A 25458-nucleotide genomic window follows, 5' to 3' on the forward strand; every position below is an offset into this window, starting at 1 on the left:
GAACGATCGTTAGGGTAGCGCACGCCGACCAGCTCCGGCGACCCAGCCCGCAGCAGCCACCGGCCCCGCCGGCAGCCGGCCGACCGCACCACCCCGGCGTTGTTGATCAAGGAGTTTGCGTCTGTCCGGGCCCGGATCCAGACGCAAACTCCTTGATCGACGCGTTGCTCAGGCGGGGAGGGGGGTCAGGCGGGTGCGGGGGCCGGCGCGGAGGACGCCGGAGGGGAGCTTCTTGCCGACCAGTTCCTCGGCCAGCTCGGCGGCCTCGATCAGGGCGTCCAGGTCGATCCCGGTGTCGATGTCCATGTCGTGCAGCATGTGCACGGCCTCCTCGGTGGCCAGGTTGCCGCTGGCCCCCGGGGCGTACGGGCAGCCGCCGAGGCCGCCCACACTGGCGTCGAACTCGGTGACGCCCAACTCCATCGCGGTCAGCAGGTTCGCCAGCGCGGTGCCCCGGGTGTTGTGGAAGTGCAGCAGCACGGGGATGTGCGCGTTGCGGTCACGTACCGCGGTGATCAGCTCGCGGACGCGTCGGGGCGTACCCATGCCGGTGGTGTCGCCGAAGGCCACCCGGTCGGCGCCGTCGCGGACGACGCGGTCGACGATGCCGGCGACCCGCTGGGGGTCGACGTCCCCCTCGTACGGGCAGCCGAAGCTGGTCGCGACGATCACCTCGGCCCGGGCGCCCGCGCCGTGCAGCAGGTCGATCAGCTCGGCGATGTCGTCGAGGGACTCCTCCGTGGAGCGGTTGACGTTGCGCCGGTTGTGCGTGTCGCTGGCCGAGACCACCACCTCGATCTCGGTGAAGCCGGCGGCCAGGGCCCGGTGGGCGCCCCGCGTGTTCGGCACCAGGGCGGAGTAGCGCACCCCGTCGACCTTGGTGGCCCGCTGCCACACCTCGTCGGCGTCGGCCATCTGTGGGATCGCCTTGGGATGCACGAAGGAGACGGCCTCGATCCGTCGCACTCCGGTACGCGACAGCGCGTCGAGCAGCCGTACCTTGGCGTCGGTGGGGATGGGCTCCTCGTTCTGGAGTCCGTCCCGGGGCCCGACCTCCCGAATGGAGACGAAGTCCGGCAGTTCCGCCATAAGGGGTCACCTCACTGTGACGGTCTTACGTGATGGGTGCCCTCCAGCATGTCACCCCAGCCGCCAGCTGGGGTTGATCAAGGAGTTTGCGGCAAAATCCCAGCCCGGGCTGACGCAAACTCCTTGGTCAACGAGAAGCGCCGGGGTCAGCGCATGCGGGAGACGATGCCGGTGTCGTAGTCGCCGGAGAGGAACTCAGGGTTCTCCAGCAACTCGGCGAAGAAGGGGAGATTGTTCTTCGGGCCGGCGATCTCGAACTGGGCCACCGCCGCCCTGGCCCGCGCGACGGCCTCCGCGCGCGTCGCCCCGCTGACGATCAGCTTGGCCATGAGGCTGTCGTAGAACGGGGTGACCGTGTTGCCGGCGACGTAGCCGGAGTCGACCCGGACACCCTCGCCGGCCGGCTCGTTCCAGGTGGTGATCGCGCCCGGGCCGGGAAGGAAGCGCTTCGGGTCCTCCGCGTTGATCCGCAGCTCGATGGCGTGCCCGCGCGGCGCGAGCGCGTCCGGGTCGAAGGTCGGGGCCAGGCCGGCGGCCACCCGCAGCTGCTCCTCGACCAGGTCGACGCCGTAGACGTACTCGGTCACCGGGTGCTCGACCTGCAGCCGCGTGTTCATCTCCAGGAAGAAAAATTCTTCGGAGCCGTCACCATCGAAGTCCCGCTGGCGCGGAACCAACAGACACTCGACCGTGCCGGCGTTGCGGTAGCCGACCGCCTCGCCGGCCCGCACGGCGGCGGCCAGGAACCGCTCGCGCAGCTCGGCGGAGACCGCCGGGGACGGGGACTCCTCGACCAGCTTCTGGTTGCGCCGCTGCACCGAGCACTCGCGCTCGCCGAGGGCCACCACCCGGCCGTCGGCCAGGCCGAGGATCTGCACCTCGACGTGGCGTACCCGGGGGAAGTAGCGCTCGATCAGCACCGAGCCGTCACCGAACATCCGCTCGGCGAACGAGCGGACCTTGTCGTACTCCGTGCGCAGCGCGGCCTCGTCGGTGGCCACGCCCATGCCCATGCCACCTCCGCCGGCCGCGGCCTTGACCATCACCGGGTAGCCGATCTCGGCGGCGGCGGCCACCGCCGCGGCCAGGTCGGCCGCCGGGTCGGTGGTGCCGGGCGCGACCGGCACCCCGGCCGCCGCCATCAGGTTCCGCGCATTGATCTTGTCGCCCATCGCGGTGATCGCGTCCGCGCCGGGTCCGACCCAGATCAGGCCGCTGGCCTCGACGGTACGGGCGAAGTCCGCGTTCTCGGAGAGGAAGCCGTAGCCGGGGTGGATCGCCTGGGCGCCGGTCGACTTGGCGGCGGCGAGGATCGCCTCGACGTTCCGGTAGCTCTGCGCCGGGTTGGCCGGGCCGAGGCAGACCGCCTCGTCCGCCTCGGTCACGAACGGCAGGCCGGCGTCCGCCTCCGAGTGCACCGCGATCGCACGGATCCCGAGCCGCTTGGCGGTACGGATGATCCGGCGGGCGATCTCGCCCCGATTGGCGACCAGCAGCGACTCGATCATGCTCTCCTCCAGCGTCCAGGGGTGGGGACGCTGTCAGCCAACCACGCCCCCCGGGTTACCCACGAGTTACCCCGACCCACCCCGCGGACTGGGGTCAGGCGGGGTCGGTGGGTGCCAGGAGGGCGGCGAGGGTGGCGCCGCGCAGCAGCTCGGCACGGCGGCGGCGGTCCACCTCGCCGGCGAGGAACGGGGTGGAGTTCATCAGACCGAAAGCGGCGTGGGCGAGCACCCGGGCCTCACCGTCCGGCAGCCCGGGGTGCAGCGTGGTGAGCACGGTCACCCACTCCTCGACGTAGAGCCGCTGCAGCCGGCGGATCCGTCGACGCGGCTCGTCCGGGAGGCGGTCCAGTTCGTGCAGGTGCAGGGCGATCACCGCCGGGTTGGCCAGCGCGAATTCCACGTGGAAGTCGATCAACGACTCCAGGGTCCCGCGCGGGTCGTCCGGGTGGTGGGCGGCCCGCTCCCGGCCACCGGCGAGCAGCCCCTCGCTGACCGGGATCAGCGCGGCGGCGAGCATCGCCTCCTTGCCGGCGAAGTGGTGGTAGAGGGCCGGACCGGTGACCCCCGCAGCAGCGCCGATGTCGTCCATCGACACACCGTGATAGCCGCGGGAGGCGAAGAGGCCCACCGCGATCTCCAGGATCTCGTCCCGCCGGGACCGGCGTCGGCCCGCACCCGTCGCGCCGTTCGCCGCGCCCCGCGCCTGCTGTTCCACCGCCACCGGGCCAGCCTAGACCTCGGGCGCGGCGAGGTGGAGGCTCGGTTACCCGTCGGTTGCCTCACGTTGGCTTGACCCTCGACCCGCTTCAGGCCACAGGCTCCGGCGACATGACCGCTTCCGTCCTCGGCCGCGACTACCGGCTGCTCTGGTCCGCCGCCGTCTCCTCCCGGTTCGGCGATGCCCTGCGTACGCCGGCACTGGCCCTGCTGGCCGCCACGCTCACCCGCGATCCCCGGGCCGTCGCCGCGGTGACCGTCGCCGCCCAACTCCCGCCGCTGCTCCTCGGCCTGCTCGGCGGCGCGTACGCGGACCGGTGGGACCGCCGTCGGACGATGGCGGTGGTGGACGGGCTGCGGTCCGCCCTGGTGGCCGCCCTGGCCGGACTGGTCGCCACCGGCCGGGCCGGGGTGGCCGCGCTGGTGGTCGCCGCCTTCCTGCTCGCCGCCCTGGGCACGGTCTTCGACGCGGCCTCCTTCGCGCTGCTGCCGTCGGTGGTCCCGCCGGCCGCGCTGCCCACCGCCAACGGCCGCCTCCAGGCCGGCACCGCGGTCGCCGGTGGGTTCCTCGGCGCCCCGCTGGCCGGGGTCCTCTTCGCGATCTCCGCGGCCCTCCCGTTCACCCTCGACGCCGTCACCTTCGCCGCGGCCGCCGTCCTCGTCCTCGCCCTGCGCCGCGTCCCGCCGTCCGACGAGCACCGGAATCGCCCGGCGCCGGGACGGGCGAGCGTGTGGCGGGAGGCCTGGGCGGGGATGCGCTGGCTGCGGCGGGACCCGGTGCTGTGGCGGGTGACCGTGGCGACGGCGGGGTCGAACCTCGCGATCAGCGGAGTCATGGCGGTACTGGTGCTGTACGCGCTGACCGTGCTGCGGGTGCCGCCGGCGGCGTACGGGCTGTTCGCGGCGGGGGCGGTGGTCGGTGGCCTGGTCGGGGCGCTCGGCGCCGGCCGGCTGGCGGCCCGGTTCGGCACCCTGCCCGCGCTGCGCAGGGTGCTGCTGGCGCAGACGCTGGCCCTGGCCGGGTTCGCGGTCGCCCGGCACCCGGTGCCCGGCGGGCTGGCCCTGGCCTGCTTCGCCGCCGGCACCACCGTCTGGAACAGCCTGTGGTCGGCGTACGGGCAGCGGCACGTGCCGGCCGGGCTGCTCGGCCGGGTCGGCGCGGCGCAGCGGACGGTCGGTCTGGTCAGCGCGCCGGTCGGCGCGGCCGTCGCCGGGTTCGCCGGTCAGGTCTACGGGGTGGCTCCGGTCGGCTGGGCGGCGGCAGGAGTGTTCGCCCTGGTCACCGCCGGTGCGTGGCGGACGTTGCGGGAGGGGGTTTCGCGCGCCGAGCGCCGGACGGAGCCGGTGCCGCGTCCCTAGGCTGGACCGGACAGCGACAGGAGGACGGGGTGACGCAATCCGACGATGTCCGTACGCGGGACCGGCAGCGGATGCTGGCCGGCGTGCTGCTCGCCGGGGGCGGCCTCGCCGACGCCGTCTCCGGGGTCACCGACCTGGACGACGACCCGTACGTGGTGATCACCAAGGAAGGGCTCTACCACCTCGACCTGACCGGCTGGCTGTGGGCGCACCTGGTGACCGGGATTCTCATGGTGCTGGGCGGGGTGCTGCTCTTCTCCGGCCGCCGCTGGTCGATCCGGTTCGCCGCGGTGGTGGCGGTGGTGGGCATCGGCCTGCACGTGCTCCTGCTGCCCTTCCGGCCGATCTGGGCGCTGATGGTGATCGGGCTGGCGGTGGCGGCCCTCGTGCTGCTCCGGCGGTGCCGGCGGGAGACGCCGAGCGAACCGGTCAACTCGGCTGGCAGATTTCCTCGCTGAAGGCCGGGTCGGGCACGTGCTTGGCCCGCCAGACCGGGTTGAGCGAGAGCGGCAGCGGCGGAGCGTGCCAGGCAGCGGCGGCGTTCTGGAGCTCGCTGTAGCCGCGCTGCGGCCGGCTGACCGGCTCGCCCTCGAGGAAGTGGACCAGGCGCGCCTGAACGACCGGTGTGGCCAGCAGGCCACCGTGCAGGGCCGGCATCTGGAAGACCGGAACGCGGCTGTACTGGCCGGGAGGCGCCTCGATCGCCGTGGTGGTCGGCAGGAACGCCACGATGCGTACGCCGGGCACCGGGCACATCAGGCCGTTGCGGTAGAAGGGGGCGTTGTCCAGCACCGACCGGATGAACGGCTCCTCCGGCCCGCTGCCCGTGTGGGCGAACGAGTCGAGGACGCCGAAGACGAACCGCAGCTCCCACCCGGCGGCGACGCCCCAGCCGCTGGACGCCCCGGCGGGCGGGTAGTAGGAGCGGCCGGCATTGATCAGCGGGCTGAACATGGCCAGCGTGTCCACGGCCGGGTGCGGCCGGACGGCCAGGTAGGTCCGGGCCACCAGAGCCCCCTCGCTCTGCCCCACCAGCGCCACCGGCCGTCCGGTCCGCCGATGCAGCAGGTCCACCTGGGTGGCGAGCAGCCCCACGCTGGACTCGATCGACCGGTAGGTGTCCCGGGCGGAGTACGGCAGCGGCCGGCCCTGCGGGTCCAGGCCCCGATAGGAGAACTGCTGCACGTTCGGGTCGACGGCCGGCTGCCCGCCGGACGTGCTGCCGTGGCCGTCGAGGAAGATCACCGCGTGCCGGACGCCGGCCGGCAGGGACCGGTCGAGCACCATGGCGCGGCCCTTCGGCGACGTCCCGGGCACGAGCTGCAACACGGGCTGCACCACCACCGGCACGGCGAAGACGAGCAGCACGGCCAGCGGCGCCACCGGCACCCGCGCCCACTTCACCGGGCGGCGCGGCAGCAGGGCGGCCCGCACCGTGCGCTGCCAGAGCAGCCCGTTGATCACCCCGGCGACCGCCGCCACCGGTGCCGACCACCCGGTCGGCGCCGCCCAGACCAGCGCCCCACTCATGGTGAGCACCACGAAGTTGAGCAGGGACCAGCCGACCAACTCGATCGAGGGCAGCCCACGCCACCAGGCGCCGCGCACGGCGGCGCGCTGCAGGAACGGCGCGAGCAGGAACAGCGGCAGCAGCGAGGCGAACAACAGCCAGGAGAGCGCGACCACCGAGGCGGCGATCGACAGGGCCGCCCAGGGCGAGACCACCACGGTGATCACCACGGTGAGCACGAGGTTCCGCCGGACCAGCCAACCCAGGCCTGGCCAAGGCACCTGCCGGGGCCAGGCCAGCGCGACCAGCCCGGTGGTGAGCGATGCCCGGAACAAGATGAGCCCGACGAGCCCGACGGCGAAGGTCAGCCACGAGTCGTGGTAGACGAACAGCCATCGCAGGTCGTGGTACGTGTCGTACGGCCAGACCGCAGTGACCTGCGGCGCCAGCCCGTCGGCGGCGCGGAACCCCGAGGCGTCGAGGATGACACCCTCGACGGCCGGCGGCACGGCGGCCAGCACGAGCAGCGCGACGAACCGCTTGTCCAGGCGCCCCACGCCCCCTCCTCGGCGATCCGACGGCTGCTTAGCAGCCTGCCCCGCCGTGCGTGGGCACGGCGGGGCAACGCCGGATTGCCGCCCGGAAGCGTCATCCCCGGGCCGGACGGGCGGTCAGCCGGTGAGGCCGCCGGGCTGATCGCCCTTGACGACGGGGGCGCGGACCAGGTTGCCCCACTCGGTCCAGGACCCGTCGTAGTTGCGGACCTGCGGGTACCCGAGCAGGTGGTGCAGCACGAACCAGGTGTGGCTGGACCGCTCACCGATCCGGCAGTACGCGACCACGTCGTCGGCCGGGCTCAGCCCGAGCTGGTCGGCGTAGATGACGCGCAGTTCCTCGGCGGACTTGAAGGTGCCGTCGTCGTTCGCGGCGGACTTCCACGGCTTGTTCACCGCGCCGGGGATGTGCCCGCCGCGCAGCGCGCCCTCCTGCGGGTAGTCCGGCATGTGCAGCATCTCGCCGGTGTACTCGCCGGGCGAGCGGACGTCGACCAGCGGCCGGCCGGCAGCGATGTGCGCCATCACCTGCTCCCGGTACGCCCGGATCGGCGCGTCGTTCCGCTCCGGCACCGGATAGTCGGCGCGCGGCCGGGTGACCTTCTCCCGGGTCAGCTCGCGCCCCTCGGCGATCCACTTCTGCCGACCGCCGTCGAGCAGCCGGACGTCCGGGTGGCCGAAGAGGGAGAACACCCAGAGGGCGTACGCCGCCCACCAGTTGAAGTTGTCGCCGTAGAAGATCACCGTGTCGTTCCGACCGATGCCCTTGGCAGCGCACAGCTCGGCGAAGCTCTTCGCGTCCAGGTAGTCCCGGGTCACCTGGTCGTTCAGCTCGGTGTGCCAGTCGACCTTGACGGCGCCCGGGAGGTGGCCGGTGTCGTAGAGGAGCACGTCCTCGTCGGACTCGACCACCACGAGGCCCTCGTCGCCCAGGTGCTCGGCCAGCCATTCGGTGGTGACCAGGCGCTGCGGGTCGGCGTACGACTGGAAGCGGGGATTCGGATCGCTCGGCACAGGCATGAGCCCCAAGGTACGCCCGATCGTCCGGGCACGACCGGCCATCGCGCATCGGGTACGACGGATGTGGCGGGTCGCACGACAGCGCGCACCGATGGTCAGGCGCGGCGCTGCACGAGGCGCCCGGCAACCACTGTGGCCAGGCAGGAGCCGCTGTCGGCGAACACGGCGAGATCGGCCCGACCGCCGGGGGCCAGCGCCGGCGGCCGGACGGCGTCGAGCACCGCGACGTCGTTGCGGGCGGCGGCGGCCCGCAGGCCCGGCTCGGCCACGTGCGCGGCGAGCACCGCGGCGGCGCCGCGGCGGAACAGGGCGTGCACCCGCTCGCGCGGGGTGGGGGCGGGCGGCAGCGGCCCGTCGTGCACCAGCGCTGGCCCGAGGGTCCCGGCCCACCGCCGCACCCGCACCCCCGGGTACGCCTCCGTCAGCTCGGCCAGCGGCGCGACCGCCTCGACCCGGTCGCCGGACACCAGGACCGCGTGATCCGGCCGGGGCTCGTCGTCCAGGGTCAGCCGCAGCAGCGGTGCGGCGTGGATCGTCCGCACCGGTCAGTCGGCGATCGGCCCGAGCACGGGCCGCTTGGCGGTGATGAAGTCGCCGGAGGAGCGGCCGGTCAACCGGCGCTTGATCCACGGCGCCAGGTGCTGGCCGGCCCAGCGCAGGTCGGCGGCGCGGGCGGCGAGCCACGGGGCCGGCGCGGGGTGCGGCGGCACCAGCAGCCACTCCTCGTCACAACCCACCCCGAGGGCGGCGAGGACCTGCCCGGCGACCCGCCGGTGCCCGGCCGCCGACAGGTGCAGCCGGTCGGTGCTCCACAGCATCGGGTTCAGGTAGGTGTCGTCGGCGTACAGGTCGACCAGGATGGCGCCGTGCCGCTCGGCGACCTCGCCGACCACCCGGTTGAGCAGGTCCACCCGGGGCGCCACGAGCCGCTGCCCGGGGAGCCGGGCCATCACGTCGGCGAACCGGAACAGGACCACGTCGGCGCCGCTGCCCCGCAGCTGGCCGATCACGGCGTCGAAGCGGGGCACGAAGGACTCCGCGTCGAAGGACCGGCGCAGCACGTCGTTGCCGCCGGCCGCGAAGCTGATCAGGTCGGGCTGCATGGCCAGGGCGGCCGGCACCTGCTCGGCGACGATGTTCGGGAACAGGCGGCCCCGGATGGCCAGGTTGGCGTACCCGAAGTCCGGGCCGGCCTCGGCGGCGAGCCGGGTGGCGACGAGGTCCGCCCAGCCCCGGTACGTCCCGTCCGGATACGCGTCATCCATGCCCTCGGTGAAGCTGTCACCCACCGCCACGAAGCTGCGCCAGCGCACCTGTTGTCCCCCCGGCTACCGGAATTCCCATCGGTGTCGGCCATTCTGGCACCGGAGACGGTCGACCGGCGCTCCTGCCACGTGCGGACGTGGTGCTGCCCACGCCGCCGGTGGCTGGCACGGGGCAGAGAACCGGACGCTCGGACGGAAATAATGGCGCGACCCCAGTCGGGGACGGCCCCTGAGTGGGTGGCGACCCGACGCGTCGGACACGAGCGAGGACGCACGCCATGACCGAGGGACCGCCTGCCGTTCCCCCGCCGGGACACCCCGGACCGTACGCCCCACCGCCCGCCGGGCCACCCGCCCGCCCGGCTCCGCCCGGCACACCCGGGCCGTACGGGCAGCTGCCCTACCCGCCGCCGGGCGGGTACGTTCCGCCGCCGGCACCACCGGCCCGGCGGTCCCGGCGCGGCCTGTGGATCGGGCTCGGCGCGGGGGTGCTGGTCCTGGCCCTGTGCGCCACGGTCGGGCTGGTCGGGCTGGTGTCGTATCTCGACGAGCGGACCGACAGCTCTGCCGCGCTCGACGACCCGAACCCGATCCGGCAGGCGAAGATCGGGTCCTTGCTGGCTGAGCACACCAGGGCGCTCACCAAGCGGGACGAGAAGGCGTTCGTCGCGCCGTTCGACCCGGCCGACAAGGACCTGGTCGCCGCGCAGACCAGCCTCTATCGCAACCTCAGCAAGCTGCCGCTGGCCGACGTCCGCTTCGCGTACCTCCACAAGGGCGAGTTCCGACCGGTGGGCGGCGGGCACGAGGTCGACGTGACGGTGGCGTTCGTGCACCGGTTCGACGGCTTCGACCTCGGCCCGGTCGAGGAGTGGTACCAGTGGACGATCGCCCAGGCCGGCCAGGACGCGCCGCTGAAGGTCATTCGGGCCGGGGGCGTTCCGGAGCAGCGCAGGCGGGACACGGTCACCCACTACCCGGCCCCCTGGGACAAGTGGCGGGACATTCACGTCGAGCGGACGCCGCACACGCTGCTGATCGTCGACGCGTCGCTGCGGGCGGAGGCGCAACGGTACGCCCCGATCGCCGAGCAGGCCGCAGCGGACGACCTGGCCGCCTGGCGGGCCGGCGGGGTGACCGGCGAGACGCCGCCGGGCTTCGTCATCTCCCTGGTCAAGGGGCGGTCCGAGTTGGGATCCCTCTACCGGACCACGAAGGAGACCCCCGCCGAGTCCGGGGTCGCGATCCCGGTGCCGCCGGAGGGTGTGCTCGACGGCGACGAGAACGACCCCGTCGTCGGGGCGACCCGGGTGGTGGTCGACGTCCGCGACGAATACCACTTCACGAGGGGAACCCGCGAGCGGCAGCTGAACCTGTTCCGGCATGAGATCGGGCACGCCCTGGTCGGCCGGCTCACCGGCCGCGCCCCCGGATCCTCGCTCGTGGGCGAGCGGGAGCGATGGGTGGTCGAGGGGTTCGCGGAATACCTGGGCCACGGCCGAAAGCCCTGGCTGACCAGCGAACGCACGGCCAGCTCCCGGGCGGTGATCCGCCAGACCGGCTACTCGTCCTCGCTGCCGGGAGGCCCGGCGTGGGACCTGAAGGGCCGGGTCGAGTACCACTACTGGTTGGGCCACTCGGCCATCGGCTACCTCGTCGAGCGGTACGGGGAGCAGAAGATGTTCCAGCTCGTGGCCGAGCACTACCGCGGCAGGCCGATCGACACTGTGACGCGGGACGTCCTCGGCGTGTCGTACGAGGAGTTCGAGAAGGGTTGGGCCGCCTACCTCAAGGCCGAGGTGCGCTGAACGTCGAGCGGGCCGCCCTCGTGGGGCGGCCCGCTCGGCGGTGGCGCATGCTCAGGGCACGTACGCCAGCAGCGTCATCCGCTGCACCTCCTGGGGTTCCGCCACCTCGCCGATCTGGCGGAATCCGGTGTCCAGCACCACGACCCGGGTCGCCTGCCGCACCAGCACCTTGCCGTCCGCCGCGAACTGGATGCTCTTGATCTCCCCGGTGACGGGCAGCTTGACGACCTTGCTGGTGGTGGTGTCGACCACCGCGAAGCTGCCGTCGTTGCGCGAAACGTCGGTGTTCATCCAGCCAACCGAGACGTACCGGCCGTCCATCGACACGCTCCGCACTCGCCAGCCGTCGTGGTGCGCGGCTTCGGCCTTCGGCGGCGTGTAGTGGTAGAAGTGCCCCCCGCTCCCGTCGGTGGCGTACGGCTTGCCCTCGGAGACCGCAGCCCAGCTACGGCCGTCGGCGGACCACCACTTGAGGGTCTCGTTGCCCGCGTCGCCATCGGCCGGCTTGTTCGCCGCCACATCGATCAGCACCGACCGCCGGCCGTCCTGCACCATCAGCAGGTCGTTGGAGTTCCACACCAGCGAATTGCTGCCGAGGCAGTTGGCTTTCCCCCGGAAGGGCGCCGCCCGCGCGACGGTGCGCTTCCGGGATCCGTCGATCATCGACGTCACCAGGGCGCCGCTGTCCTGGCCAGTGCCGCCCTCCACCCAAGCCAGCCGCTCGCCGTACGGCGAGATGGTGATCGTGTTGCGGACGCAGTGGCCGGAGCCGAGGGGAATCCGCGCGGTCACCTGGTCGACTTCGCCCCGGACGGCGTGGACCACCGCTTCCTGGCCGGTCATCCCCAGGTAGTAGCGCGTGCCGGTGAGCACGGTGGCCGAGGCGTTGGAGTTGCTGGCCGGAGCCGCACTGGCGACGGCTGCCGGGGTGGCGGAGGTCGGAGCGGCGGAGGTCGGCGCGGTGGCCGGAGTGGTCGTTCCTCCGCCGCAGGCGCCCAGGCTCACCGTCGTGATGGCGGCGGCCGCAAGGCCCACGACGTGGCGGAGGCTACGCGGACGACCAGTGCGGGCGGCGGGGGCGGCGGCGGCGAAAACGTTCACGGTTCCAGTCCTCGGTTTCGATGGCGCAACGGGTTGACGCACTCCCAGACGTTGAGTTCTCAAGGGAGGGTTGCCGTATCGGCGAAGGAATTTTGGGGAACGTTCGAGACGCGGTCCAGCCACGACACAGGCCCCCAGCACCAGGTGCTGGGGGCCTGCTGAGGGCCGTGGCTCGACGGCTCAGGGCACGTACGCCAGCATCGCCATGTTCCGCAACGAGGCGGGCTCGGTGACCGTGCCGAGCGGCGTGAGGGTGCTGTCCAACACGGTGATGCCGGTCGCCCGCTTCACGATCACCTTGTTGTCGTTGGTGAACATGACGCTGCGGATGTCGCCGCGGCCCGGCAGGTCGACGACCTTGCTGGTGGTGGTGTCGACCACCGCGAAGCTGTCGTCCCGGCGGGACGGGTCGGTGCCGATCCAGCCGACGGAGACGTAGCGGCCGTCCATCGACACGCTCCGGGCCTCCCAGCCGCCCCATTGTGCGGCCTCGTCCTTCGGCGGTGTGTAGGTGTACTGGCGCAACTGCGTCTCGTCCGTCACGTACGGCTTGCCCTCCGACACCGCGGCCAGCCACCTGCCGTCCGCCGACCAGCACCGATTGGTCTCCTGGCCCGGGTCACCGTTGACCCGCTTGTTGGCCGCCACATCGAACAGCACGGACTGCCCGGTCTTGTTGCGCACCATCAGCAGGCCGCCTCCCTGCCAGCGCAGCGGCCTGCTGTCGAGGCAGCTGACGTCGTCCAGCAGCCTGGTCGCCCCCTGCTCCCCGATCCTGCTGGCCAGGAGCACACCGCTGGTGTCGCCGTCCGTGCTGTCCTGCACCCAGGCCGCCCACGTCCCGTCCGGCGAGACGGTGATGGTGTTCCACTCGCAGCCGTACGTGTCGTACGCGATCTGGCGGACCACCTGGTCCGAGCTGCCTCGGACCAGGTGGATCCGGACCCTGGTGGACGTGCTCTCCAGGTAGTACCGGGTGCCGGCGAGGACGGACGCCGGCTTCGTCGGCGAACTGGTCGGCTCGGAGCTGGTTGACGGGTCCGGAGTCGGGGTGCCGTCGGCCGGGGGCGGGGTGACGGTGGTCGACGGGCCGGCAGGCTGTGGCACGGGTGCCTGCCCGTCGGGCCGGATCGCCAGGGCGGTGCCGGTGGCGGCGGCGATCATCACCAGCGCGGCGGCCGAGGTGGCGATGGCCCGCTGGAGGCCGAGCCGGCGGGAGGTACGCAGGGCCCGGTCCCGCAGGTCGACCGGGGTGACCTCCTCGGCCAGGCCGGCCAGGTCGAGTCGAAGGCGGTCGTGGTTCATCGGGCGCTCCCTTCCAGGACGTACAGCTCGGCGAGTTCCGGGGCGACGGTGCGCAACTTGGCCAGGGCCTTCGAGGTCTGGCTCTTGACGGTGCCGACGGTGACGCCGAGCAGGTCGGCGGCCTCGGCCTCGGTGCGGTCCTCGAAGAACCGCAGGACCAGCACGGCCCGCTGCTTGGCGGAGAGCTTCGCCAGCGCGGCCCGAAGGGTGAGCCGGAGGGTGGTCTGGTGGGCGTGGTCGGGGCCCGAGTCGCCTCCGCGCGGCTCGGGCAGGTCGCCCGGCATCGACTCGGCCACCCGGCGCCGCCGCCACCAGGAAACCTGCAGGTGGTACATGGTCTTGCGGGTGTACGCCTCGGCGTTGCCGCTGTCATGCAGTCGGTTCCATGAGCGGTGGGTGCGGGCCAGGGCGGACTGGACGAGGTCTTCCGCCAGGTGCTGGTCCCCGGTCAGCAGGTACGCCGACCGCAGTAGTGCGGGGGTGCGGGTTCGCACGAACGAGTCGAACTCACTCAGGAGAGGGTCCACACGAGCCGATCCTTGGGGTGAGGTGTTGCACCATCGTGACGCCTCCCCAGACGCCACTTTGAACAGGCAGGGTTGCCGTCGCGGTTGAAGGAATCTTGGGCGTGGTGGCCGGAGCGCCTGGCGTGATCGGGAAGACGACGTTGCCCCGAAAGGTGGAGGTGCCGGGCGAATGGCCAACAAATTTCCGCCGGGCTCCCACTCTTATAAAGCGCCTGAATGCGGCCGGACGCCGAGCAGCCGGAGGAGTGCACGCCCCATGAGTCAGGAAACCAGGACCGAGCAGGCTGGACGCACTGGTGGCAACCAGTCAGCCCGCCAGAACAAGCTCACCAACGAGGACGGCAAGATCATGATTGCCGAGAACGTGGTACAGAAGGTCGCCGGGATGGCGTGCCGGGAGGTGGCCGGCGTCCATGCCATGGGCAACGCTGGCACCCGCGCATTCACGGCCATCCGGGAGCGCATTCCGGGCAGCAGCGGGCCGAACGTGTCCCAGGGGGTCGGCGTCGAGGTCGGCGAGACCGAGGCGGCGGTCGACCTCGACGTCATCGTCGAGTACGGGGTCAGCATCGCCGATCTGGGCCGGAACATCCAGCGCAACGTGAAGACGGCCGTCGAACGGATGACCGGCCTGAACGTCGTCGAGGTCAACATCAGCGTCGACGACGTGCACCTGCCCGAGGCCGATGGCCAGCGGCAGGGTCAACAGCAGCAGCCGCGGGTGTCATGACCGCCACGCCTGGCCGGCGCGACGCGGTGGTCGACGGCGTCGACGTGGATGCCGTGGCGGCCGCGGTCTGCGCCTGTCCGGACGTGGTTGGCCTGACCGCGGGTTGGGTGGGGGGCCGGGCCACCTACCTGCCCGGCCGCCGGGTCGAGGGGGTGGCCGTCGACGCCGACGCCGTGGTGGTCCAGGTCCGGAGCCGGTGGGGGGTCACCGCCGGCACACTGGCCGGCCAGGTCCGGTCGGCGGTGGCACCGCTGGCGGCCGGCCGTCGGGTCGACGTGGTGGTCGCAGATCTGGAGGACCCGCCGCCGGCCGGGGCGGACGGGGCCCGCGGTGGGGGTAAGAACCTCGTCGGTCCGTGACCGGTACACACCGGTGATCCGCGTGCCCGCCTGTCGCGCCCGTGCGATCCGCCGCCGGACGGCGCTCATCGCTTCACAGTCGATACAGCATGATGGGAGGAGACGACCGCATGACCAAGTTGACAGGGTCCGTCGTCGGCCTGGCATTGGGTTTCGCCCTGGCATTCGGCAGCTTCGGTCAGATGCTGATCGTCGCGCTGTTCGCGGCAATCGGCTACGGGGTGTCGAAGTTCTTCGCCGGCGAGGTTGACCTCGGCGCGTACGTCCAGGGCCGGCGGACCAGCCGGTGACCGCGGTGACCGACGCCCCGGCCGGCGGGTCGGCACCGGCACACGGTGATCTGGGCTGGCTGCACATCCACGACCGGGTGGTGGAGAAGATCGCCGCGCAGGCGGCACGGGAGGTCGCCGAGGCCGGCAGCGCACGGCCGCGCGTGCTCGGGCGGTCCCTGCCCGGCGCGGGTCGCTTCGGCATCCGCCGTGCCGACCAGGGCGCTGCCCCGACGGCGTCCGCGGCCATCGAGGGATCGGTGACCCGCATCGAGTTGTCCATCAGCGTCCGCTGGCCGGCATCCATCCCGGAGGTCACCGCCCGGGTCCGCGACCGCGTCCGGACCCGCGTGTCGGACCTGACCGGGCTGCGGGTCCAGGAGGTGGGAATCACCGTCACCGACCTGGTCACCGACCGGACCCCGGCCAGCCGGGTGCACTGAATCGGGGCCCCCGTGAGAATCACCAACCGTCTGTTCGCGTTCCTGTTGAGCCTGGCGCTGACCCTCGGCGCCGTACTCGTGTTGATCGAGATCGTCGCCTACGCGGTCGGGGCGAAGGCGATCGTGATGAACTGGCCCGGCCTCTACCGCTGGGCGTCCGGCACCACCTGGGGCAGCGGGATCGTACGGCTGGTCGGTGTGGGCCTCGCCGTCATCGGGCTGCTGCTGCTCGCCGCGCAGCTCAAACCCCGCCGGCCCCACCGGCTGCACCTGCAGCCCATCGATCCCGCCACCGACGCCGCCATCACCCGGCGCGGCCTGGCCCGGACGCTGCGGGACGCGGCCATCGAGGTGGAGGGCGTCCACGACGCCCACGTCACAGTCGGCCGGCACCTCGTGCGCGTTCACGCCGAGGTGCTCGACGGGGCGGCACCCAACGGGGACTACCTGAACGGCGCGGTGGCCTCGGCCGCCCAGCACCGCCTCGACGCCCTGCGCCTGGACCCGGCACCGACCCTGTCCGTGCGGATCAGCAAGGAGGAGCTGCAGTGATTCGCGCCGATCGCCTCAACCGGATCGTGCTCACCCTGCTCGCGTTGGTGCTGCTCGCCGCCGGTGTCGCGATCCTCCTCGCAGGCGCCGACGTGTACGGCCGAGGCTTCAGCCGGCGGCACCTGCTCGACAACCCGGCCACGCGCTTCGTCGGTGCCCACGGCGGCTGGTTCTGGCCGGTGGCGGGCGTGGCAGCCGCGATTGTCGCGTTGCTCGGCCTGCGCTGGCTGGCCGCCGTCGTCACCACCGAACCCGGCCAGCGGCGCATCAACATCGGCACCAACGGCGACAGCGGACGGACCGTCCTCGACTCCGGTGCGCTCGCCGACGCCGTCAGAGCGGAGGTCGAGGACTGCCCGGGCGTCGACGAGGTCGACACCAGGCTCTCGGGGAGCCCGTACACTCCCCGCCTCGCGCTGACCGTCACGGCCGATCCCGACGCCGACATCGCCGCGCTGCGCGAGCGGCTCGAAGCCCTCGTGTTGCCCCGCATCCGCTACGCCCTCGGCAGACCGGACCTGCCCGTCACCCTCGATCTCACCCAACGCACCCGCCGACGCATTCGAGTGGGCCTGCCGTGAACCTCGCGCGAGCTGAGAGCCGGTGGGTGCGGACGGCACCGCGGCTAAGAGTCCGGCGACCCCGGCGGCTCGACCAGCGGTCTCCGGTACGGGCCCCAGGCGACGAACCGCTCGAATAGTTCGCGCGGCGTCGGGCCGTCCTGCGGGTTGAGCCGGAACAGGTCGTGGGTCGCCTCGTGATAGAGCCCGGACAGGTAGATGGCCAGGTCAACGGGCTGGTTGTCGTACTCGGCGCGGAGCAGCAGGCGGGCCTGGGCGCAGGGCCACGGCTGCCCGCAGGCCCGGCACAGCCACAGTGGGCGGATCGGCAGGTGCGGCGGATGGCCGGGCGGGTAGGCGCGAGGCCGATCGGGGTACGGCCCGAGGCGCGGCACCGGAAGCATGCGGGCCCGCCATTCGCCGGTCACCAGCGACCGCCGTTGGCCCGCCACTCCTGAGCCCGGGTCAGCCGGCCGGGTCTGCCCGGCCGCATGGTCGGGATGACTCGGGTCGGCTCGCGCATCCAGTCCGGCAGGTTGGCGCCTTTCGCCCGGCGGGGCAGCGCCGGCGGGGGCACGGTGTCTCGGCACCGGAACCAGCGGAGCGGGTTGCGCATTCCGACCTCCTCTTTCGGTACGGGGCGGGGCCGCCCCGGCATCGGGGGATCCAAGGGCGGCCCCGCAGCGGGCCGGACGGGAGACGGCTCGCTGCGTGACAGTCTGCTGAAGGCGGCACTACGCTCGGAAGCCGTCGGGGCCGGTCCGGGCAGGGTCAGGTCGGCCGTCGCGAATGGACGGAAGCGCCGCAGAGGTCGCCGAGGAATCGTGGAGGACGCGTGGAGAGTGCACCGACCGCAGAGCTGATCCGGGCACAACTCCGGCGGCTGCGGTTGAAGGCCGAGCTGAGCCAGGAGGAGTTCGGGAAGCTCGTGCACTTCTCGGGTTCGCAGGTGTCCGCCGTCGAGCTGGGGCAACGGCCGCTCGACCGGTTCTTCCTCAAGCGCGCCGATGAGGTGCTGGACACCGGCGGCCTGTTGCTGGCGCTGCTCAAAATGGCCGAACGGGACGGCCAACCGAGCTGGCTACGACCCTGGCTTGACGCCGAGCGCGATGCCCAGCAGCTCTGGTGTTACCACCCGACACTCATTCCCGGTCTGCTGCAAACGGAGAACTACGCACGCGTGGTGATCCGAGCCGACGACATGCTGAGCGACGACGAGGTGGAGCGGCGGGTGGCTGTTCGCCTCGATCGGCAGGCCGTGCTAAGCCGGCCACAGCCGCCCAAGCTCGTGGCGGTGATCGAGGAGGCCGCGCTCCGCCGAGCCGACGAGAGCTTCCGGGGGCTGATGACGCAGCAGATCGCCCACCTGATCCAGTGCACCGAGCGGCCGCACATCAGCGTGCACGTCATCCCGGCGGACGTCAGCACGCACGTGGGACTCGCCGGCCCGTTCACCCTGGCACGTGGCGACGACGGCGGGTGGATCGGCTACTTGGAAAACCAGCTCGGCGGCACGACGGTCGACAAGGACGAGGACGTGGCTATCGTGGTCGGGAGATGGGAGAGCGTCCGCAGCGAGGCGCTGCCTCGCCGGCAGTCGATCGAGCTGATGAAGGAAGTGATGACGTCATGGAGCTGATCGGCGCTACCTGGCGCAAGGCCACTCGCAGCGGTAACAGCGAGTGCGTCGAGGTGGCCGACAACGTGCCCGGCGTCGTCGGCGTGCGCGACAGCAAGGACCCGGCCGGCCCGGTCCTCGCCTTCGACCCCCGGACCTGGCGCGCCTTCGTCGAACACGTCAAGCGCTCCTGATCCGACGACGACTCTCCACTCCGCCAACGAGACTTGACGACGCAGACGATCAAGGCCGGGCGACTCCGGACCGGGCGACCGCGGTAGCGCTTGAATCGTCTACGCCATCAAGTTCGTAGTGTCTGACCAGCGGTGGCTGTCCCGGCCGGAGAAAGGCGGCCAGAGCCAGGCGGCCGAGCACAAGTCCACCGGCTTCGTCAGCGCGTGGCCGTGATCAGCACGCTGTGTTTGCGTACCCGACAACTGCCCTCGGTGTCGATGCGGGCCTGGATGAGGTTGCGGCGGGACCGTGCCGCATGTCGCCGTCGCCGTCGCCGACCTGAGCCGTGCCGGCATGGGGTCATGTGTTTCCCGGTGAGGCGACATGATGTGCCGGTGATCGAAGGGCAGGACGCAGGATCGGCGGCGGCGGATCGCGCCGGGGATTACGCCGGTTTGCCGGCGGACCAGCGGATCGAGGCGGTCGCGCGGCTGTGGGAAGCACACCTGCGGGCCCCGTTTCCGCCTCGGCTACGCGGCCTGGACATCGCCGGCGTCGAGATGATCCTGCTCGACGCCGACATCGCCGGCTGCGTCAGCGTCTGGCTCGACAGCAACGGCCAGCTCGACGATTGGCGGCGCACAGCCGTGGCGTCCTGCCTACGCCAACTCGATCTCGTCCAGCCACTGCTCGCCGGCCAGGAGGCCGCGTACTACCGCCGGCTCCGTGACCTGGCCGAGCTCATCGCCTGACCCACTCCAGATACGCGATGTCGCGGTATACCGGTCGGTCGGATACCGCGACATCGGCGACCCCGGAGTCGATCAAGCAACGCGTCCGGAATAGGTTCGCCGGTCCGGCCGGCCCGCCGTACGCTGCGGCAATGCTGCTGCGCATGTCGACCTTGCTGCTCCGGACCCTGCGCGAGGACCCGGCCGACGCCGAGGTGCCGAGCCACCGCCTCCTGCTCCGCGCCGGCTACGTCCGCCGCGCCGCCCCCGGCGGATACACCTGGCTGCCGCTGGGCAAGCTGGTGCTGGACCGGGTCACCGAGATCGTCCGGGCGGAGATGGCGGCGATCGGCGACCAGGAGGTGCACTTCCCGGCGCTGCTGCCGGCCGAGCCCTACCGGACCAGCGGACGGTGGACGGAGTACGGCGACGACATCTTCACCCTCGCCGACCGGAAGGGCGCCGAGCACCTGCTCGCCCCGACCCACGAGGAGATGGCCGCGCTGCTGGTGAAGGACCTCTTCACCTCGTACCGCGATTTGCCGGTGACGCTGTTCCAGATCCAGACGAAGTTCCGGGACGAGGCCCGGCCCCGGGCGGGGCTGCTGCGCGGGCGCGAGTTCCTGATGAAGGACGCGTACTCGTTCGACCTGGACGAAGCCGGGCTCCGGAAAGCCTACGAGCGGCATCGGGCGGCCTACGAGAAAATCTTCAACCGACTCGGGCTGGACTTCACGGTCGTGCACGCGATGTCCGGGGCGATGGGCGGCTCGGCGTCGGAGGAGTTCCTGGCCGCCACCCCGGTCGGGGAGGACACCTTCGTCGGCTGCACCGCCTGCGACTACGCGGCCAACACGGAGGCGGTGGTGACCCGCGCGCCGGCCGCCGGTGATCCCGATGCGCACCCGCTGATGGAGGTGCACGACACCCCGGAGACGCCGACCATCGCCGCCCTGGTCGAGCTGGCCAACGCCCGGACCCTCGGCGGCCGGACGGACTGGACCGCCGCCGACACGCTGAAGAACGTGGTGCTGACCGTCCGCCGGCCGGGCGCCGAGCAGGCGGAGCTGCTGGTGATCGGGCTGCCGGGGGACCGCGAGGTGGACCTCAAGCGGGTGGCGGCGGTGCTCGCCCCGGCCACGGTGGCGGTCTTCGAGGACTGGGCCGACCATCCCGAGCTGGTCCGCGGCTACCTCGGGCCGCAGATCCTCGCCAAGCACGGCGTCCGCTACCTGGTCGATCCCCGCGTGGTCGCCGGCATCGCCTGGCTGACTGGGGCGAACGAGCCGGGCCGGCACGCGGTAAACGTGGTGTGCGGGCGGGACTTCGTCCCGGACGGCACGATCGAGGCCGCCGAGGTGCGGCCCGGTGACCCCTGCCCGGCCTGCGTGACCGGCGAGCTGACCATGCGGCGAGGCATCGAGGTGGGGCACATCTTCCAGCTCGGCCGCCGCTACACCGACGCCTTCGCCGTCGACGTGCTCGGCCCGGAGGGCAAGCCGGTCCGGCCCACCATGGGCTGCTACGGCATCGGTGTCTCGCGGGCGGTCGCGGCGGTCGCCGAGCAGCACCACGACGAGCGGGGGCTGGTCTGGCCGGCGGCGGTCGCGCCGTGCGACGTACACCTGGTGGCGGCGGGGAAGGGGCCGCAGCTCGACGCGGCGCTGGACCTCGGCGGGCGGCTCTCCGCCGCCGGCCTGCGGGTGCTGGTCGACGACCGCACGCACGTCTCGGCCGGGGTCAAGTTCACCGACGCCGAGCTGGTCGGCATCCCGCGCGCCGTGGTGGTCGGCCGCCGGCTCGCCGACGGGTACGTCGAGCTGCGCGACCGGTCCTCCGGCGAGCGGATGGAGCTGCAGGTGGACGGCCTGGTCGAGCGCCTGCTCGACGAGGTGCCCGGGACGCGCCGCGACCGGGTGTAGCGGACGCGCCACCGGGTACCGCTCCCGGATCGAGTGTTCGGAGGCTCTCATGTATCGGGTCAGCGACGTGATGACCAAGCAGGTGGTCTACCTGCCGGCCGAGACCATGCTGGACGAGGCGGCCAGAGTGATGAAGGAGTCGGACATCGGCGATGTGGTCGTCACTGACGGGGCGACCCTCGCCGGCATGCTGACCGACCGCGACATCGTGGTCCGGGCGGTCGCCGAGCGGGCCAACCCGGCGACCACCACCATCGGGTCGGTCATCACCCGCGAGGTGGTGATGATCGAGCAGCACGCCACGGCGAGCGAGGCGGCCACCCTGATGCGGGAGCGCAACATCCGGCGGGTGCTGGTCTGCGACAGCGACCGGAAGCTCGTCGGCATCGTCAGCCTCGGCGACCTGGCCATGCAACTCGACCCGAACTCCGCCCTCAGCGACATCAGCGAGGCCGCCCCGAACATGTGAGTGGAGGGGCCCGTTGACGCCTCCGGTAGTGGCTCGGCCCTCTCCACCCCTCCCCACGGCGGCGACCCGGCCGGCGTGCGGCCGGCGGTAGCCTGGCGGAATGCCCGAGATGCCGAGCAAGCTGGCCGAGATCGTCGACGAGTTCGCCGCCGCGCCCCGCGACGTCGTGCTGGAGATGCTCCTCGAGTACGCCGACGTCATCCCGCCCCTGCCAGAGGGCATGGACCGGGAGGGCATGGAGCAGGTGCCCGAGTGCCAGACACCCTTCTTCCTGCGGGCCCAGGTCCAGCCGGACGACACCGTGATCACCTGGTTCGACTGCCCGCCCGAGGCACCGACCACCCGCGCGTTCGCCGGCATCCTGGCCGAGGGGCTGGCCGGGGCGACCGCCGACGAGGTGCTGGCCGTGCCGGACGACCTCTACCAGCGGATGGGGCTGGCCCAGGCGATCAGCCCACTGCGGGTACGCGGCGGCACGGCGATCCTGGCCCGGCTCAAGCGCCAGGTCCGGGAACAGAATTCCTGATCGACGGGTTGTTCCTCGGCATGGAGATCGAGATCTACGCCGACGTCGTGTGCCCGTGGTGCTGGATCGGCAAGCGCCGGCTGGAGCAGGCGCTGGCGTCGTACGACGGTGAGGTGAGCGTCCGGTTCCGGCCGTTCCAGCTCGACCCGACGCCGGTGACCGAGCCGAAGCCGCTGGTCGAGGCACTGGCCGCGAAGTTCGGCGGCCGGGAGCGGGCCGAGGGGATGTTCACCCACGTAACCCAGGTCGCCGCCGGCGTGGGGCTCGACCTGCACTTCGACCGCGCGGTGCACGCCAACACCTTCGAGGCGCACCGGCTGATCCGGTTCGCCACCGAGCGGGGCCGCGCCGCCGAGCTGGTCGAGGCCCTCTACCAGGCGCACTTCACCGACGGGGTGGACGTGGGCTCGACCGACGCGCTGGTCAAGGTCGCCGCCGGGGTGGGCCTGGACGAGACCGAGACCCGGGCGTACCTGGAGTCGAACCTGGGCCGGCGCGAGGTGGCCACCGACCTGACCGAGGCGCGCCAGCTCGGGGTTTCCAGCGTGCCGACCTTCGCGCTGGCCGGGAAGTACGCCGTCACCGGCGCCCAGGAGCCGGAGACCCTGCTCGCCGCCCTGCGCGAGGTCGAGCAGCGCGAGTCGGGCGAGTAACCTTCATCGATCTTGTTCCACGTGAAACAAGATCGATGATGCTGACTCCCTAGGCCGGCCTGGCCAGGTCCTCTACCACCGTCGCCCCGGGCAGCACGCCGAGTGCCGGCCCGGGCAGCGCGATCTTGCTGTGCCGTACGCCGGATCCGATGATCACGTGCGGCGTCGCGACCACCCGCGAGTCGACCAGGATCGGCCAGTCCTCCGGCAGGCCGATCGGGGTGATCCCGCCGTACTCCATCCCGGTCAACTCGACCGCGTCGGCCATCGGCGCGAAGCTCGCCTTGCGGACGTCGAGCATCCGGCGGACCACGCCGTTCACGTCGGCCCGGGTGGTGGCCAGCACCACGCAGGCCGCGTACCGGGTCTCGCCACCCCGCTTGCCGGCGACCACCACACAGTTCGCCGACTCCTCGAGCCCCACCTCGTACGCGGCGCAGAACGCGGCCGTGTCGGCCAGCTCCGCGTCGATCGGGGCGACCAGCACGTCGTCGACGTCCACCGGCGCCTCACCCGGCCACCGCTCGACCGCGGCGGCGACCGGCGGTGCCAGCAGGTCCAGCCGGGTACGGGCCGGCTCTGTCTTCAGCGTCCCCATCACGGCTGCGATCCTCGCATCCGTGACGGGGTTCCGCTCACTGACCTGCCGCCCTGCCCGCCTGTCGGGAGACTCCGCCGGTCGGGAAACCGGTCCGCCGCGCCGGTGCCGGGCGGCCCGGGACCAGCGTCAGTTGTTGGAGAGGAAGGCGTTCTCGCGGGCGAACTCGCGGTCCTGGGCGGAAGCGAGATGCGCCCGCTGCAGTACCTCGGGCCGATGCGCCTCGACGTCCTCCATGCCGTGCCGGACACCCAGCCGGACCACGCCGTAGAGGAAGACGAAACCGAACACGTACAGGATCACCGTGGTGACGAAGACCAGCATGCGGCCACGGTAAGGCGAACATGAGCGGCTGAAGGTTTCATCTTCGGCCGGTTCCCCCATACGTGTCAGCGAGGTGATCGGCCCAGGTCCGGGTGCCGGTCGGGGTGGCGGTGGTGGTGAGCCCGCCGGCGCGTAGGGCCCGGCCGAGCCGCCCCGGGATGCGTACCCGCAGCAGCGGGCGGCGGGAGCGGCGGGCCGCCCGCCATGCGTGGACCGCCTCGTCGAAGCGCAGCACCTGCGGGCCGCCGTACTCCTCGACCACGTACGACGGGCCGGCGGCCAGCATCCCGGCGAGCCGGGCCGCCACGTCGGCCGGGTCGACCGGCTGGGCCAGCACCGCCGGGTCCCCGATCACCGGGCCGAGCCGGCCGGCGGCGCGCAGCAGTTCCTCCAGGAACTCCGGGAACTGGGTCGCCCGCAGGATGCTCCACGGCACCGGGCCGGCCGTCACCACCTGCTCGGCGGCGAGCTTGTGCCGGTAGTAGCCGAACGGCACCCGGTCGACGCCCACGATCGAGACGAACACGAGATGCCCCACGCCGGCCTGACCGGCCGCCTCCACCAGCCGCCTGGTGCCGAGCACGTCGACCTCGTGGGTACGCCGGGTCGGCGAGGACGCCAGGTGCAGCACCGCCTCAACCTCGGCGACCGCAGCCGTCAGCCCCTCGCCGGTGGCGAGATCGGCCACCACCCACTCCACGTCGGAGCCCCCGCGAGGATGCCGGCTCACCGCCCGCACGGCGAATCCGTCCCGCAGGCGCGGCAACACCACCCGCCCGAGCCGCCCGCTCGCCCCGGTGACCAGCACCCGCATCGCCCGCTCCTCTCCCCGACGTACCCTCTCAGGGACGGAGCGCCCAAGCGGTTCGTGACAGGCGGACACCCGAGGCGACCCCGTCTCAGGCGGCCGCCGCGACCGTACCGAGGGCGACGCAGACCAGCAGGCCGACCAGCGCCGCCGGCCATCGCCCCGCCCGCTGCCCGGTGGGCAGCTCGCCGGCCCGCGCCAATGCCGCGAATCGTGGTCACCGTTCACACTAGCCGTCGTAGAACGCCCCATACGAATAGAGGTCCATCGTGCTGGAGTCTTTACGAATCCCGCCCATGACGTCCTTCGTGGTGTCCTCTACCCAGTCAAAGTTGCACTTGGCCCACGTGCCAGCCCCATGGGGGTTACGGCAGAACCGCTCAGAAAGAGAGCCCGCATAGGGCGTGCCAATCCACCCCATTGCCGAATGGCCGTCTGACTTGCCATCCTTCACATAGACGATGTCGCCGTCGAATTTGATGCAGACCTGCGTGTCGGCGGCGTAGTCTTTCGACTTGCACCAATCGACGCCAGTGGGCGGGCTTACCTCGACTCCGGTCTGACACGCGACGAAGGAGTAGGAGCAAGAGCCGTAGTAGTTGTCGTCGGCCCAGCTCGGTGACGGCAAGCCGAAAACCGCGGCGCCGACGGCAACGGCACATACTGCGGCGCGAGATGCTGTGCTGCGGCCGAGGGCGGACGGGATGAGCCGGTTCTTCACGGACATGGTGCTCCTTCTCTTACTACTCCGGCCTAGCCTTGTGGTCAGGCAGCTTTCCGGCGGTGATCCCGGCGCCGGAGGTGAGCAGCAACCTGCGGGCTGCACTCGGGACTTGTCCGCACAGGGAGCACGCTATGACGCGGCATCCTGCCGCAGCCACCGTGCACGATGCTCAGATTCCTCAGCGGAGTGTGCACGGTGCCCACTCACGGCACGGGGGGCGCGGACAGCAGCTGCA

Annotated in this window: 32 protein-coding genes; 16 read left to right on the forward strand and 16 right to left on the reverse strand. The window is 72.1% G+C overall.

What is annotated here, in order from left to right; translation table 11 throughout:
- Nucleotides 1-168: 168 nt before the first annotated feature.
- The 3 genes from ACGF4F_RS22430 to ACGF4F_RS22440 form a co-directional block, all read right to left on the reverse strand.
- A complete protein-coding gene (locus ACGF4F_RS22430) occupies nucleotides 169-1089 on the reverse strand; it encodes a hydroxymethylglutaryl-CoA lyase (RefSeq protein WP_393079918.1) in 921 nt (306 codons plus the stop codon).
- A 146-nt stretch (nucleotides 1090-1235) separates the two neighbouring features.
- On the reverse strand, nucleotides 1236-2597 hold the full coding sequence (locus tag ACGF4F_RS22435) for an acetyl/propionyl/methylcrotonyl-CoA carboxylase subunit alpha (RefSeq protein ID WP_393079921.1): 1362 nt from the start codon (nucleotides 2595-2597) through the stop codon (nucleotides 1236-1238).
- A 94-nt stretch (nucleotides 2598-2691) separates the two neighbouring features.
- Nucleotides 2692-3318, reverse strand: coding sequence for a helix-turn-helix domain-containing protein (locus tag ACGF4F_RS22440; protein ID WP_357434471.1), 627 nt, complete (start codon nucleotides 3316-3318; stop codon nucleotides 2692-2694).
- Between the two features lie 107 nt (nucleotides 3319-3425).
- Between ACGF4F_RS22440 and ACGF4F_RS22445 the strand changes: the two genes are divergently transcribed.
- Both ACGF4F_RS22445 and ACGF4F_RS22450 read left to right on the forward strand, forming a co-directional pair.
- Nucleotides 3426-4673 (forward strand): MFS transporter, encoded by a 1248-nt coding sequence (locus tag ACGF4F_RS22445; protein ID WP_393079926.1) that lies wholly within the window; start codon nucleotides 3426-3428, stop codon nucleotides 4671-4673.
- A gap of 29 nt (nucleotides 4674-4702) precedes the next feature.
- Nucleotides 4703-5131, forward strand: coding sequence for a hypothetical protein (locus ACGF4F_RS22450; RefSeq protein WP_357434469.1), 429 nt, complete (start codon nucleotides 4703-4705; stop codon nucleotides 5129-5131).
- Here the strand turns inward: ACGF4F_RS22450 and ACGF4F_RS22455 are convergent.
- The 4 genes from ACGF4F_RS22455 to ACGF4F_RS22470 all read right to left on the reverse strand — a co-directional run bounded on the left by ACGF4F_RS22455 (nucleotide 5103) and on the right by ACGF4F_RS22470 (nucleotide 9070).
- Nucleotides 5103-6740 carry a hypothetical protein gene (locus ACGF4F_RS22455; protein WP_393079930.1) on the reverse strand — a complete coding sequence of 546 codons (1638 nt, stop codon included), beginning with the start codon at nucleotides 6738-6740 and terminating at the stop codon, nucleotides 5103-5105. The genes ACGF4F_RS22450 and ACGF4F_RS22455 overlap by 29 nt on opposite strands.
- 114 nt (nucleotides 6741-6854) lie before the next feature.
- Nucleotides 6855-7757: a sulfurtransferase gene (locus tag ACGF4F_RS22460; protein ID WP_357434467.1), complete on the reverse strand. Its 903-nt coding sequence runs from the start codon at nucleotides 7755-7757 to the stop codon at nucleotides 6855-6857.
- A 95-nt stretch (nucleotides 7758-7852) separates the two neighbouring features.
- Nucleotides 7853-8299 carry a hypothetical protein gene (locus ACGF4F_RS22465; RefSeq protein WP_393079934.1) on the reverse strand — a complete coding sequence of 149 codons (447 nt, stop codon included), beginning with the start codon at nucleotides 8297-8299 and terminating at the stop codon, nucleotides 7853-7855.
- Between the two features lie 3 nt (nucleotides 8300-8302).
- A complete protein-coding gene (locus tag ACGF4F_RS22470) occupies nucleotides 8303-9070 on the reverse strand; it encodes an SGNH/GDSL hydrolase family protein (RefSeq protein WP_393079937.1) in 768 nt (255 codons plus the stop codon).
- A gap of 230 nt (nucleotides 9071-9300) precedes the next feature.
- Between ACGF4F_RS22470 and ACGF4F_RS22475 the strand changes: the two genes are divergently transcribed.
- Nucleotides 9301-10830 carry a hypothetical protein gene (locus ACGF4F_RS22475; protein WP_393079940.1) on the forward strand — a complete coding sequence of 510 codons (1530 nt, stop codon included), beginning with the start codon at nucleotides 9301-9303 and terminating at the stop codon, nucleotides 10828-10830.
- 51 nt (nucleotides 10831-10881) lie between these two features.
- Here the strand turns inward: ACGF4F_RS22475 and ACGF4F_RS22480 are convergent, their stop codons facing one another.
- The 3 genes from ACGF4F_RS22480 to ACGF4F_RS22490 form a co-directional block, all read right to left on the reverse strand.
- Entirely contained in the window at nucleotides 10882-11931 is a 1050-nt protein-coding gene (locus ACGF4F_RS22480; RefSeq protein ID WP_393079943.1) for a hypothetical protein, read from the reverse strand.
- A 180-nt stretch (nucleotides 11932-12111) separates the two neighbouring features.
- The gene (locus ACGF4F_RS22485; protein ID WP_393079946.1) at nucleotides 12112-13236 is read right to left on the reverse strand and encodes a hypothetical protein; all 1125 of its coding nucleotides are present in this window, start codon (nucleotides 13234-13236) and stop codon (nucleotides 12112-12114) included.
- Nucleotides 13233-13763, reverse strand: coding sequence for a SigE family RNA polymerase sigma factor (locus tag ACGF4F_RS22490; RefSeq protein ID WP_393079948.1), 531 nt, complete (start codon nucleotides 13761-13763; stop codon nucleotides 13233-13235). Before ACGF4F_RS22490 ends, ACGF4F_RS22485 begins: the two co-directional genes overlap by 4 nt.
- Before the next feature lie 169 nt (nucleotides 13764-13932).
- On the opposite strand from ACGF4F_RS22490, the gene ACGF4F_RS22495 reads away from it, so the two are divergent.
- From ACGF4F_RS22495 to amaP, 6 genes are all read left to right on the forward strand, one after another.
- Nucleotides 13933-14493 (forward strand): Asp23/Gls24 family envelope stress response protein, encoded by a 561-nt coding sequence (locus ACGF4F_RS22495; protein WP_357434460.1) that lies wholly within the window; start codon nucleotides 13933-13935, stop codon nucleotides 14491-14493.
- Complete coding sequence (locus tag ACGF4F_RS22500; protein WP_393079953.1) at nucleotides 14490-14852, forward strand: hypothetical protein; 363 nt, start codon at nucleotides 14490-14492, stop codon at nucleotides 14850-14852. The genes ACGF4F_RS22495 and ACGF4F_RS22500 overlap by 4 nt, the downstream gene beginning before the upstream one ends.
- Nucleotides 14853-14962: 110 nt before the next feature.
- The gene (locus ACGF4F_RS22505; protein WP_357434458.1) at nucleotides 14963-15142 is read left to right on the forward strand and encodes a hypothetical protein; all 180 of its coding nucleotides are present in this window, start codon (nucleotides 14963-14965) and stop codon (nucleotides 15140-15142) included.
- A complete protein-coding gene (locus tag ACGF4F_RS22510; RefSeq protein ID WP_357434457.1) occupies nucleotides 15139-15564 on the forward strand; it encodes an Asp23/Gls24 family envelope stress response protein in 426 nt (141 codons plus the stop codon). The genes ACGF4F_RS22505 and ACGF4F_RS22510 overlap by 4 nt, the downstream gene beginning before the upstream one ends.
- Before the next feature lie 12 nt (nucleotides 15565-15576).
- Nucleotides 15577-16116, forward strand: a complete 540-nt coding sequence (locus ACGF4F_RS22515; protein ID WP_357434456.1) for a DUF6286 domain-containing protein — start codon at nucleotides 15577-15579, stop codon at nucleotides 16114-16116.
- The gene (amaP, locus tag ACGF4F_RS22520; protein ID WP_357434455.1) at nucleotides 16113-16697 is read left to right on the forward strand and encodes an alkaline shock response membrane anchor protein AmaP; all 585 of its coding nucleotides are present in this window, start codon (nucleotides 16113-16115) and stop codon (nucleotides 16695-16697) included. Before ACGF4F_RS22515 ends, amaP begins: the two co-directional genes overlap by 4 nt.
- A gap of 44 nt (nucleotides 16698-16741) precedes the next feature.
- Here amaP and ACGF4F_RS22525 read toward each other — a convergent pair whose 3' ends face one another.
- Complete coding sequence (locus ACGF4F_RS22525; protein ID WP_357434768.1) at nucleotides 16742-17080, reverse strand: hypothetical protein; 339 nt, start codon at nucleotides 17078-17080, stop codon at nucleotides 16742-16744.
- A 20-nt stretch (nucleotides 17081-17100) separates the two neighbouring features.
- Nucleotides 17101-17292 carry a hypothetical protein gene (locus ACGF4F_RS22530; RefSeq protein WP_357434454.1) on the reverse strand — a complete coding sequence of 64 codons (192 nt, stop codon included), beginning with the start codon at nucleotides 17290-17292 and terminating at the stop codon, nucleotides 17101-17103.
- 219 nt (nucleotides 17293-17511) lie between these two features.
- Here ACGF4F_RS22530 and ACGF4F_RS22535 point away from each other — a divergent pair, with 219 nt between their 5' ends.
- The 7 genes from ACGF4F_RS22535 (at nucleotide 17512) to ACGF4F_RS22565 (ending at nucleotide 22769) form a co-directional block, all read left to right on the forward strand.
- Nucleotides 17512-18315 (forward strand): helix-turn-helix transcriptional regulator, encoded by an 804-nt coding sequence (locus tag ACGF4F_RS22535; RefSeq protein ID WP_357434453.1) that lies wholly within the window; start codon nucleotides 17512-17514, stop codon nucleotides 18313-18315.
- Nucleotides 18306-18488 carry a DUF397 domain-containing protein gene (locus tag ACGF4F_RS22540; RefSeq protein WP_357434452.1) on the forward strand — a complete coding sequence of 61 codons (183 nt, stop codon included), beginning with the start codon at nucleotides 18306-18308 and terminating at the stop codon, nucleotides 18486-18488. Before ACGF4F_RS22535 ends, ACGF4F_RS22540 begins: the two co-directional genes overlap by 10 nt.
- Before the next feature lie 375 nt (nucleotides 18489-18863).
- Entirely contained in the window at nucleotides 18864-19220 is a 357-nt protein-coding gene (locus tag ACGF4F_RS22545; protein WP_357434451.1) for a hypothetical protein, read from the forward strand.
- A 131-nt stretch (nucleotides 19221-19351) separates the two neighbouring features.
- A complete protein-coding gene (locus ACGF4F_RS22550; RefSeq protein ID WP_393079962.1) occupies nucleotides 19352-21121 on the forward strand; it encodes a proline--tRNA ligase in 1770 nt (589 codons plus the stop codon).
- Nucleotides 21122-21170: 49 nt separating this feature from the next.
- Nucleotides 21171-21590 (forward strand): CBS domain-containing protein, encoded by a 420-nt coding sequence (locus ACGF4F_RS22555; protein ID WP_357434449.1) that lies wholly within the window; start codon nucleotides 21171-21173, stop codon nucleotides 21588-21590.
- 100 nt (nucleotides 21591-21690) lie between these two features.
- Nucleotides 21691-22116, forward strand: coding sequence for a SufE family protein (locus ACGF4F_RS22560; RefSeq protein WP_073836942.1), 426 nt, complete (start codon nucleotides 21691-21693; stop codon nucleotides 22114-22116).
- 20 nt (nucleotides 22117-22136) lie between these two features.
- Nucleotides 22137-22769 (forward strand): DsbA family protein, encoded by a 633-nt coding sequence (locus ACGF4F_RS22565; RefSeq protein ID WP_393079966.1) that lies wholly within the window; start codon nucleotides 22137-22139, stop codon nucleotides 22767-22769.
- A 49-nt stretch (nucleotides 22770-22818) separates the two neighbouring features.
- On the opposite strand, the gene ACGF4F_RS22570 is transcribed toward ACGF4F_RS22565, so the two are convergent.
- The 4 genes from ACGF4F_RS22570 to ACGF4F_RS22585 form a co-directional block, all read right to left on the reverse strand.
- Nucleotides 22819-23367, reverse strand: coding sequence for a YbaK/EbsC family protein (locus ACGF4F_RS22570; protein ID WP_393080236.1), 549 nt, complete (start codon nucleotides 23365-23367; stop codon nucleotides 22819-22821).
- Between the two features lie 129 nt (nucleotides 23368-23496).
- A complete protein-coding gene (locus ACGF4F_RS22575) occupies nucleotides 23497-23691 on the reverse strand; it encodes a hypothetical protein (RefSeq protein ID WP_357434447.1) in 195 nt (64 codons plus the stop codon).
- A 37-nt stretch (nucleotides 23692-23728) separates the two neighbouring features.
- Nucleotides 23729-24505, reverse strand: a complete 777-nt coding sequence (locus ACGF4F_RS22580; protein WP_393079970.1) for an SDR family oxidoreductase — start codon at nucleotides 24503-24505, stop codon at nucleotides 23729-23731.
- A gap of 223 nt (nucleotides 24506-24728) precedes the next feature.
- Nucleotides 24729-25226: a hypothetical protein gene (locus ACGF4F_RS22585; protein WP_393079973.1), complete on the reverse strand. Its 498-nt coding sequence runs from the start codon at nucleotides 25224-25226 to the stop codon at nucleotides 24729-24731.
- Nucleotides 25227-25458 lie beyond the last annotated feature (232 nt).

It is taken from the genome of Micromonospora sp. NPDC047740 (assembly GCF_043204735.1).
In the GTDB taxonomy this organism is placed as follows: Bacteria; Actinomycetota; Actinomycetes; order Mycobacteriales; family Micromonosporaceae; genus Micromonospora.

Bases quoted from the DNA above. Each gene is read 5' to 3' on its own strand.
- ACGF4F_RS22430 (WP_393079918.1), bottom strand. From the start codon at position 1,089: ATGGCGGAACTGCCGGACTTCGTCTCCATTCGGGAGGTCGGGCCCCGG.
- ACGF4F_RS22435 (WP_393079921.1), bottom strand. From the start codon at position 2,597: ATGATCGAGTCGCTGCTGGTCGCCAATCGGGGCGAGATCGCCCGCCGG.
- ACGF4F_RS22445 (WP_393079926.1), top strand. From the start codon at position 3,426: ATGACCGCTTCCGTCCTCGGCCGCGACTACCGGCTGCTCTGGTCCGCC.
- ACGF4F_RS22460 (WP_357434467.1), bottom strand. From the start codon at position 7,757: ATGCCTGTGCCGAGCGATCCGAATCCCCGCTTCCAGTCGTACGCCGAC.
- ACGF4F_RS22475 (WP_393079940.1), top strand. From the start codon at position 9,301: ATGACCGAGGGACCGCCTGCCGTTCCCCCGCCGGGACACCCCGGACCG.
- ACGF4F_RS22485 (WP_393079946.1), bottom strand. From the start codon at position 13,236: ATGAACCACGACCGCCTTCGACTCGACCTGGCCGGCCTGGCCGAGGAG.
- ACGF4F_RS22495 (WP_357434460.1), top strand. From the start codon at position 13,933: ATGGCCAACAAATTTCCGCCGGGCTCCCACTCTTATAAAGCGCCTGAA.
- ACGF4F_RS22500 (WP_393079953.1), top strand. From the start codon at position 14,490: ATGACCGCCACGCCTGGCCGGCGCGACGCGGTGGTCGACGGCGTCGAC.
- ACGF4F_RS22505 (WP_357434458.1), top strand. From the start codon at position 14,963: ATGACCAAGTTGACAGGGTCCGTCGTCGGCCTGGCATTGGGTTTCGCC.
- ACGF4F_RS22525 (WP_357434768.1), bottom strand. From the start codon at position 17,080: ATGCTTCCGGTGCCGCGCCTCGGGCCGTACCCCGATCGGCCTCGCGCC.
- ACGF4F_RS22530 (WP_357434454.1), bottom strand. From the start codon at position 17,292: ATGCGCAACCCGCTCCGCTGGTTCCGGTGCCGAGACACCGTGCCCCCG.
- ACGF4F_RS22540 (WP_357434452.1), top strand. From the start codon at position 18,306: ATGGAGCTGATCGGCGCTACCTGGCGCAAGGCCACTCGCAGCGGTAAC.
- ACGF4F_RS22550 (WP_393079962.1), top strand. From the start codon at position 19,352: ATGCTGCTGCGCATGTCGACCTTGCTGCTCCGGACCCTGCGCGAGGAC.
- ACGF4F_RS22555 (WP_357434449.1), top strand. From the start codon at position 21,171: ATGTATCGGGTCAGCGACGTGATGACCAAGCAGGTGGTCTACCTGCCG.
- ACGF4F_RS22560 (WP_073836942.1), top strand. From the start codon at position 21,691: ATGCCCGAGATGCCGAGCAAGCTGGCCGAGATCGTCGACGAGTTCGCC.
- ACGF4F_RS22565 (WP_393079966.1), top strand. From the start codon at position 22,137: ATGGAGATCGAGATCTACGCCGACGTCGTGTGCCCGTGGTGCTGGATC.
- ACGF4F_RS22570 (WP_393080236.1), bottom strand. From the start codon at position 23,367: ATGGGGACGCTGAAGACAGAGCCGGCCCGTACCCGGCTGGACCTGCTG.
- ACGF4F_RS22575 (WP_357434447.1), bottom strand. From the start codon at position 23,691: ATGCTGGTCTTCGTCACCACGGTGATCCTGTACGTGTTCGGTTTCGTC.
- ACGF4F_RS22580 (WP_393079970.1), bottom strand. From the start codon at position 24,505: ATGCGGGTGCTGGTCACCGGGGCGAGCGGGCGGCTCGGGCGGGTGGTG.
- ACGF4F_RS22585 (WP_393079973.1), bottom strand. From the start codon at position 25,226: ATGTCCGTGAAGAACCGGCTCATCCCGTCCGCCCTCGGCCGCAGCACA.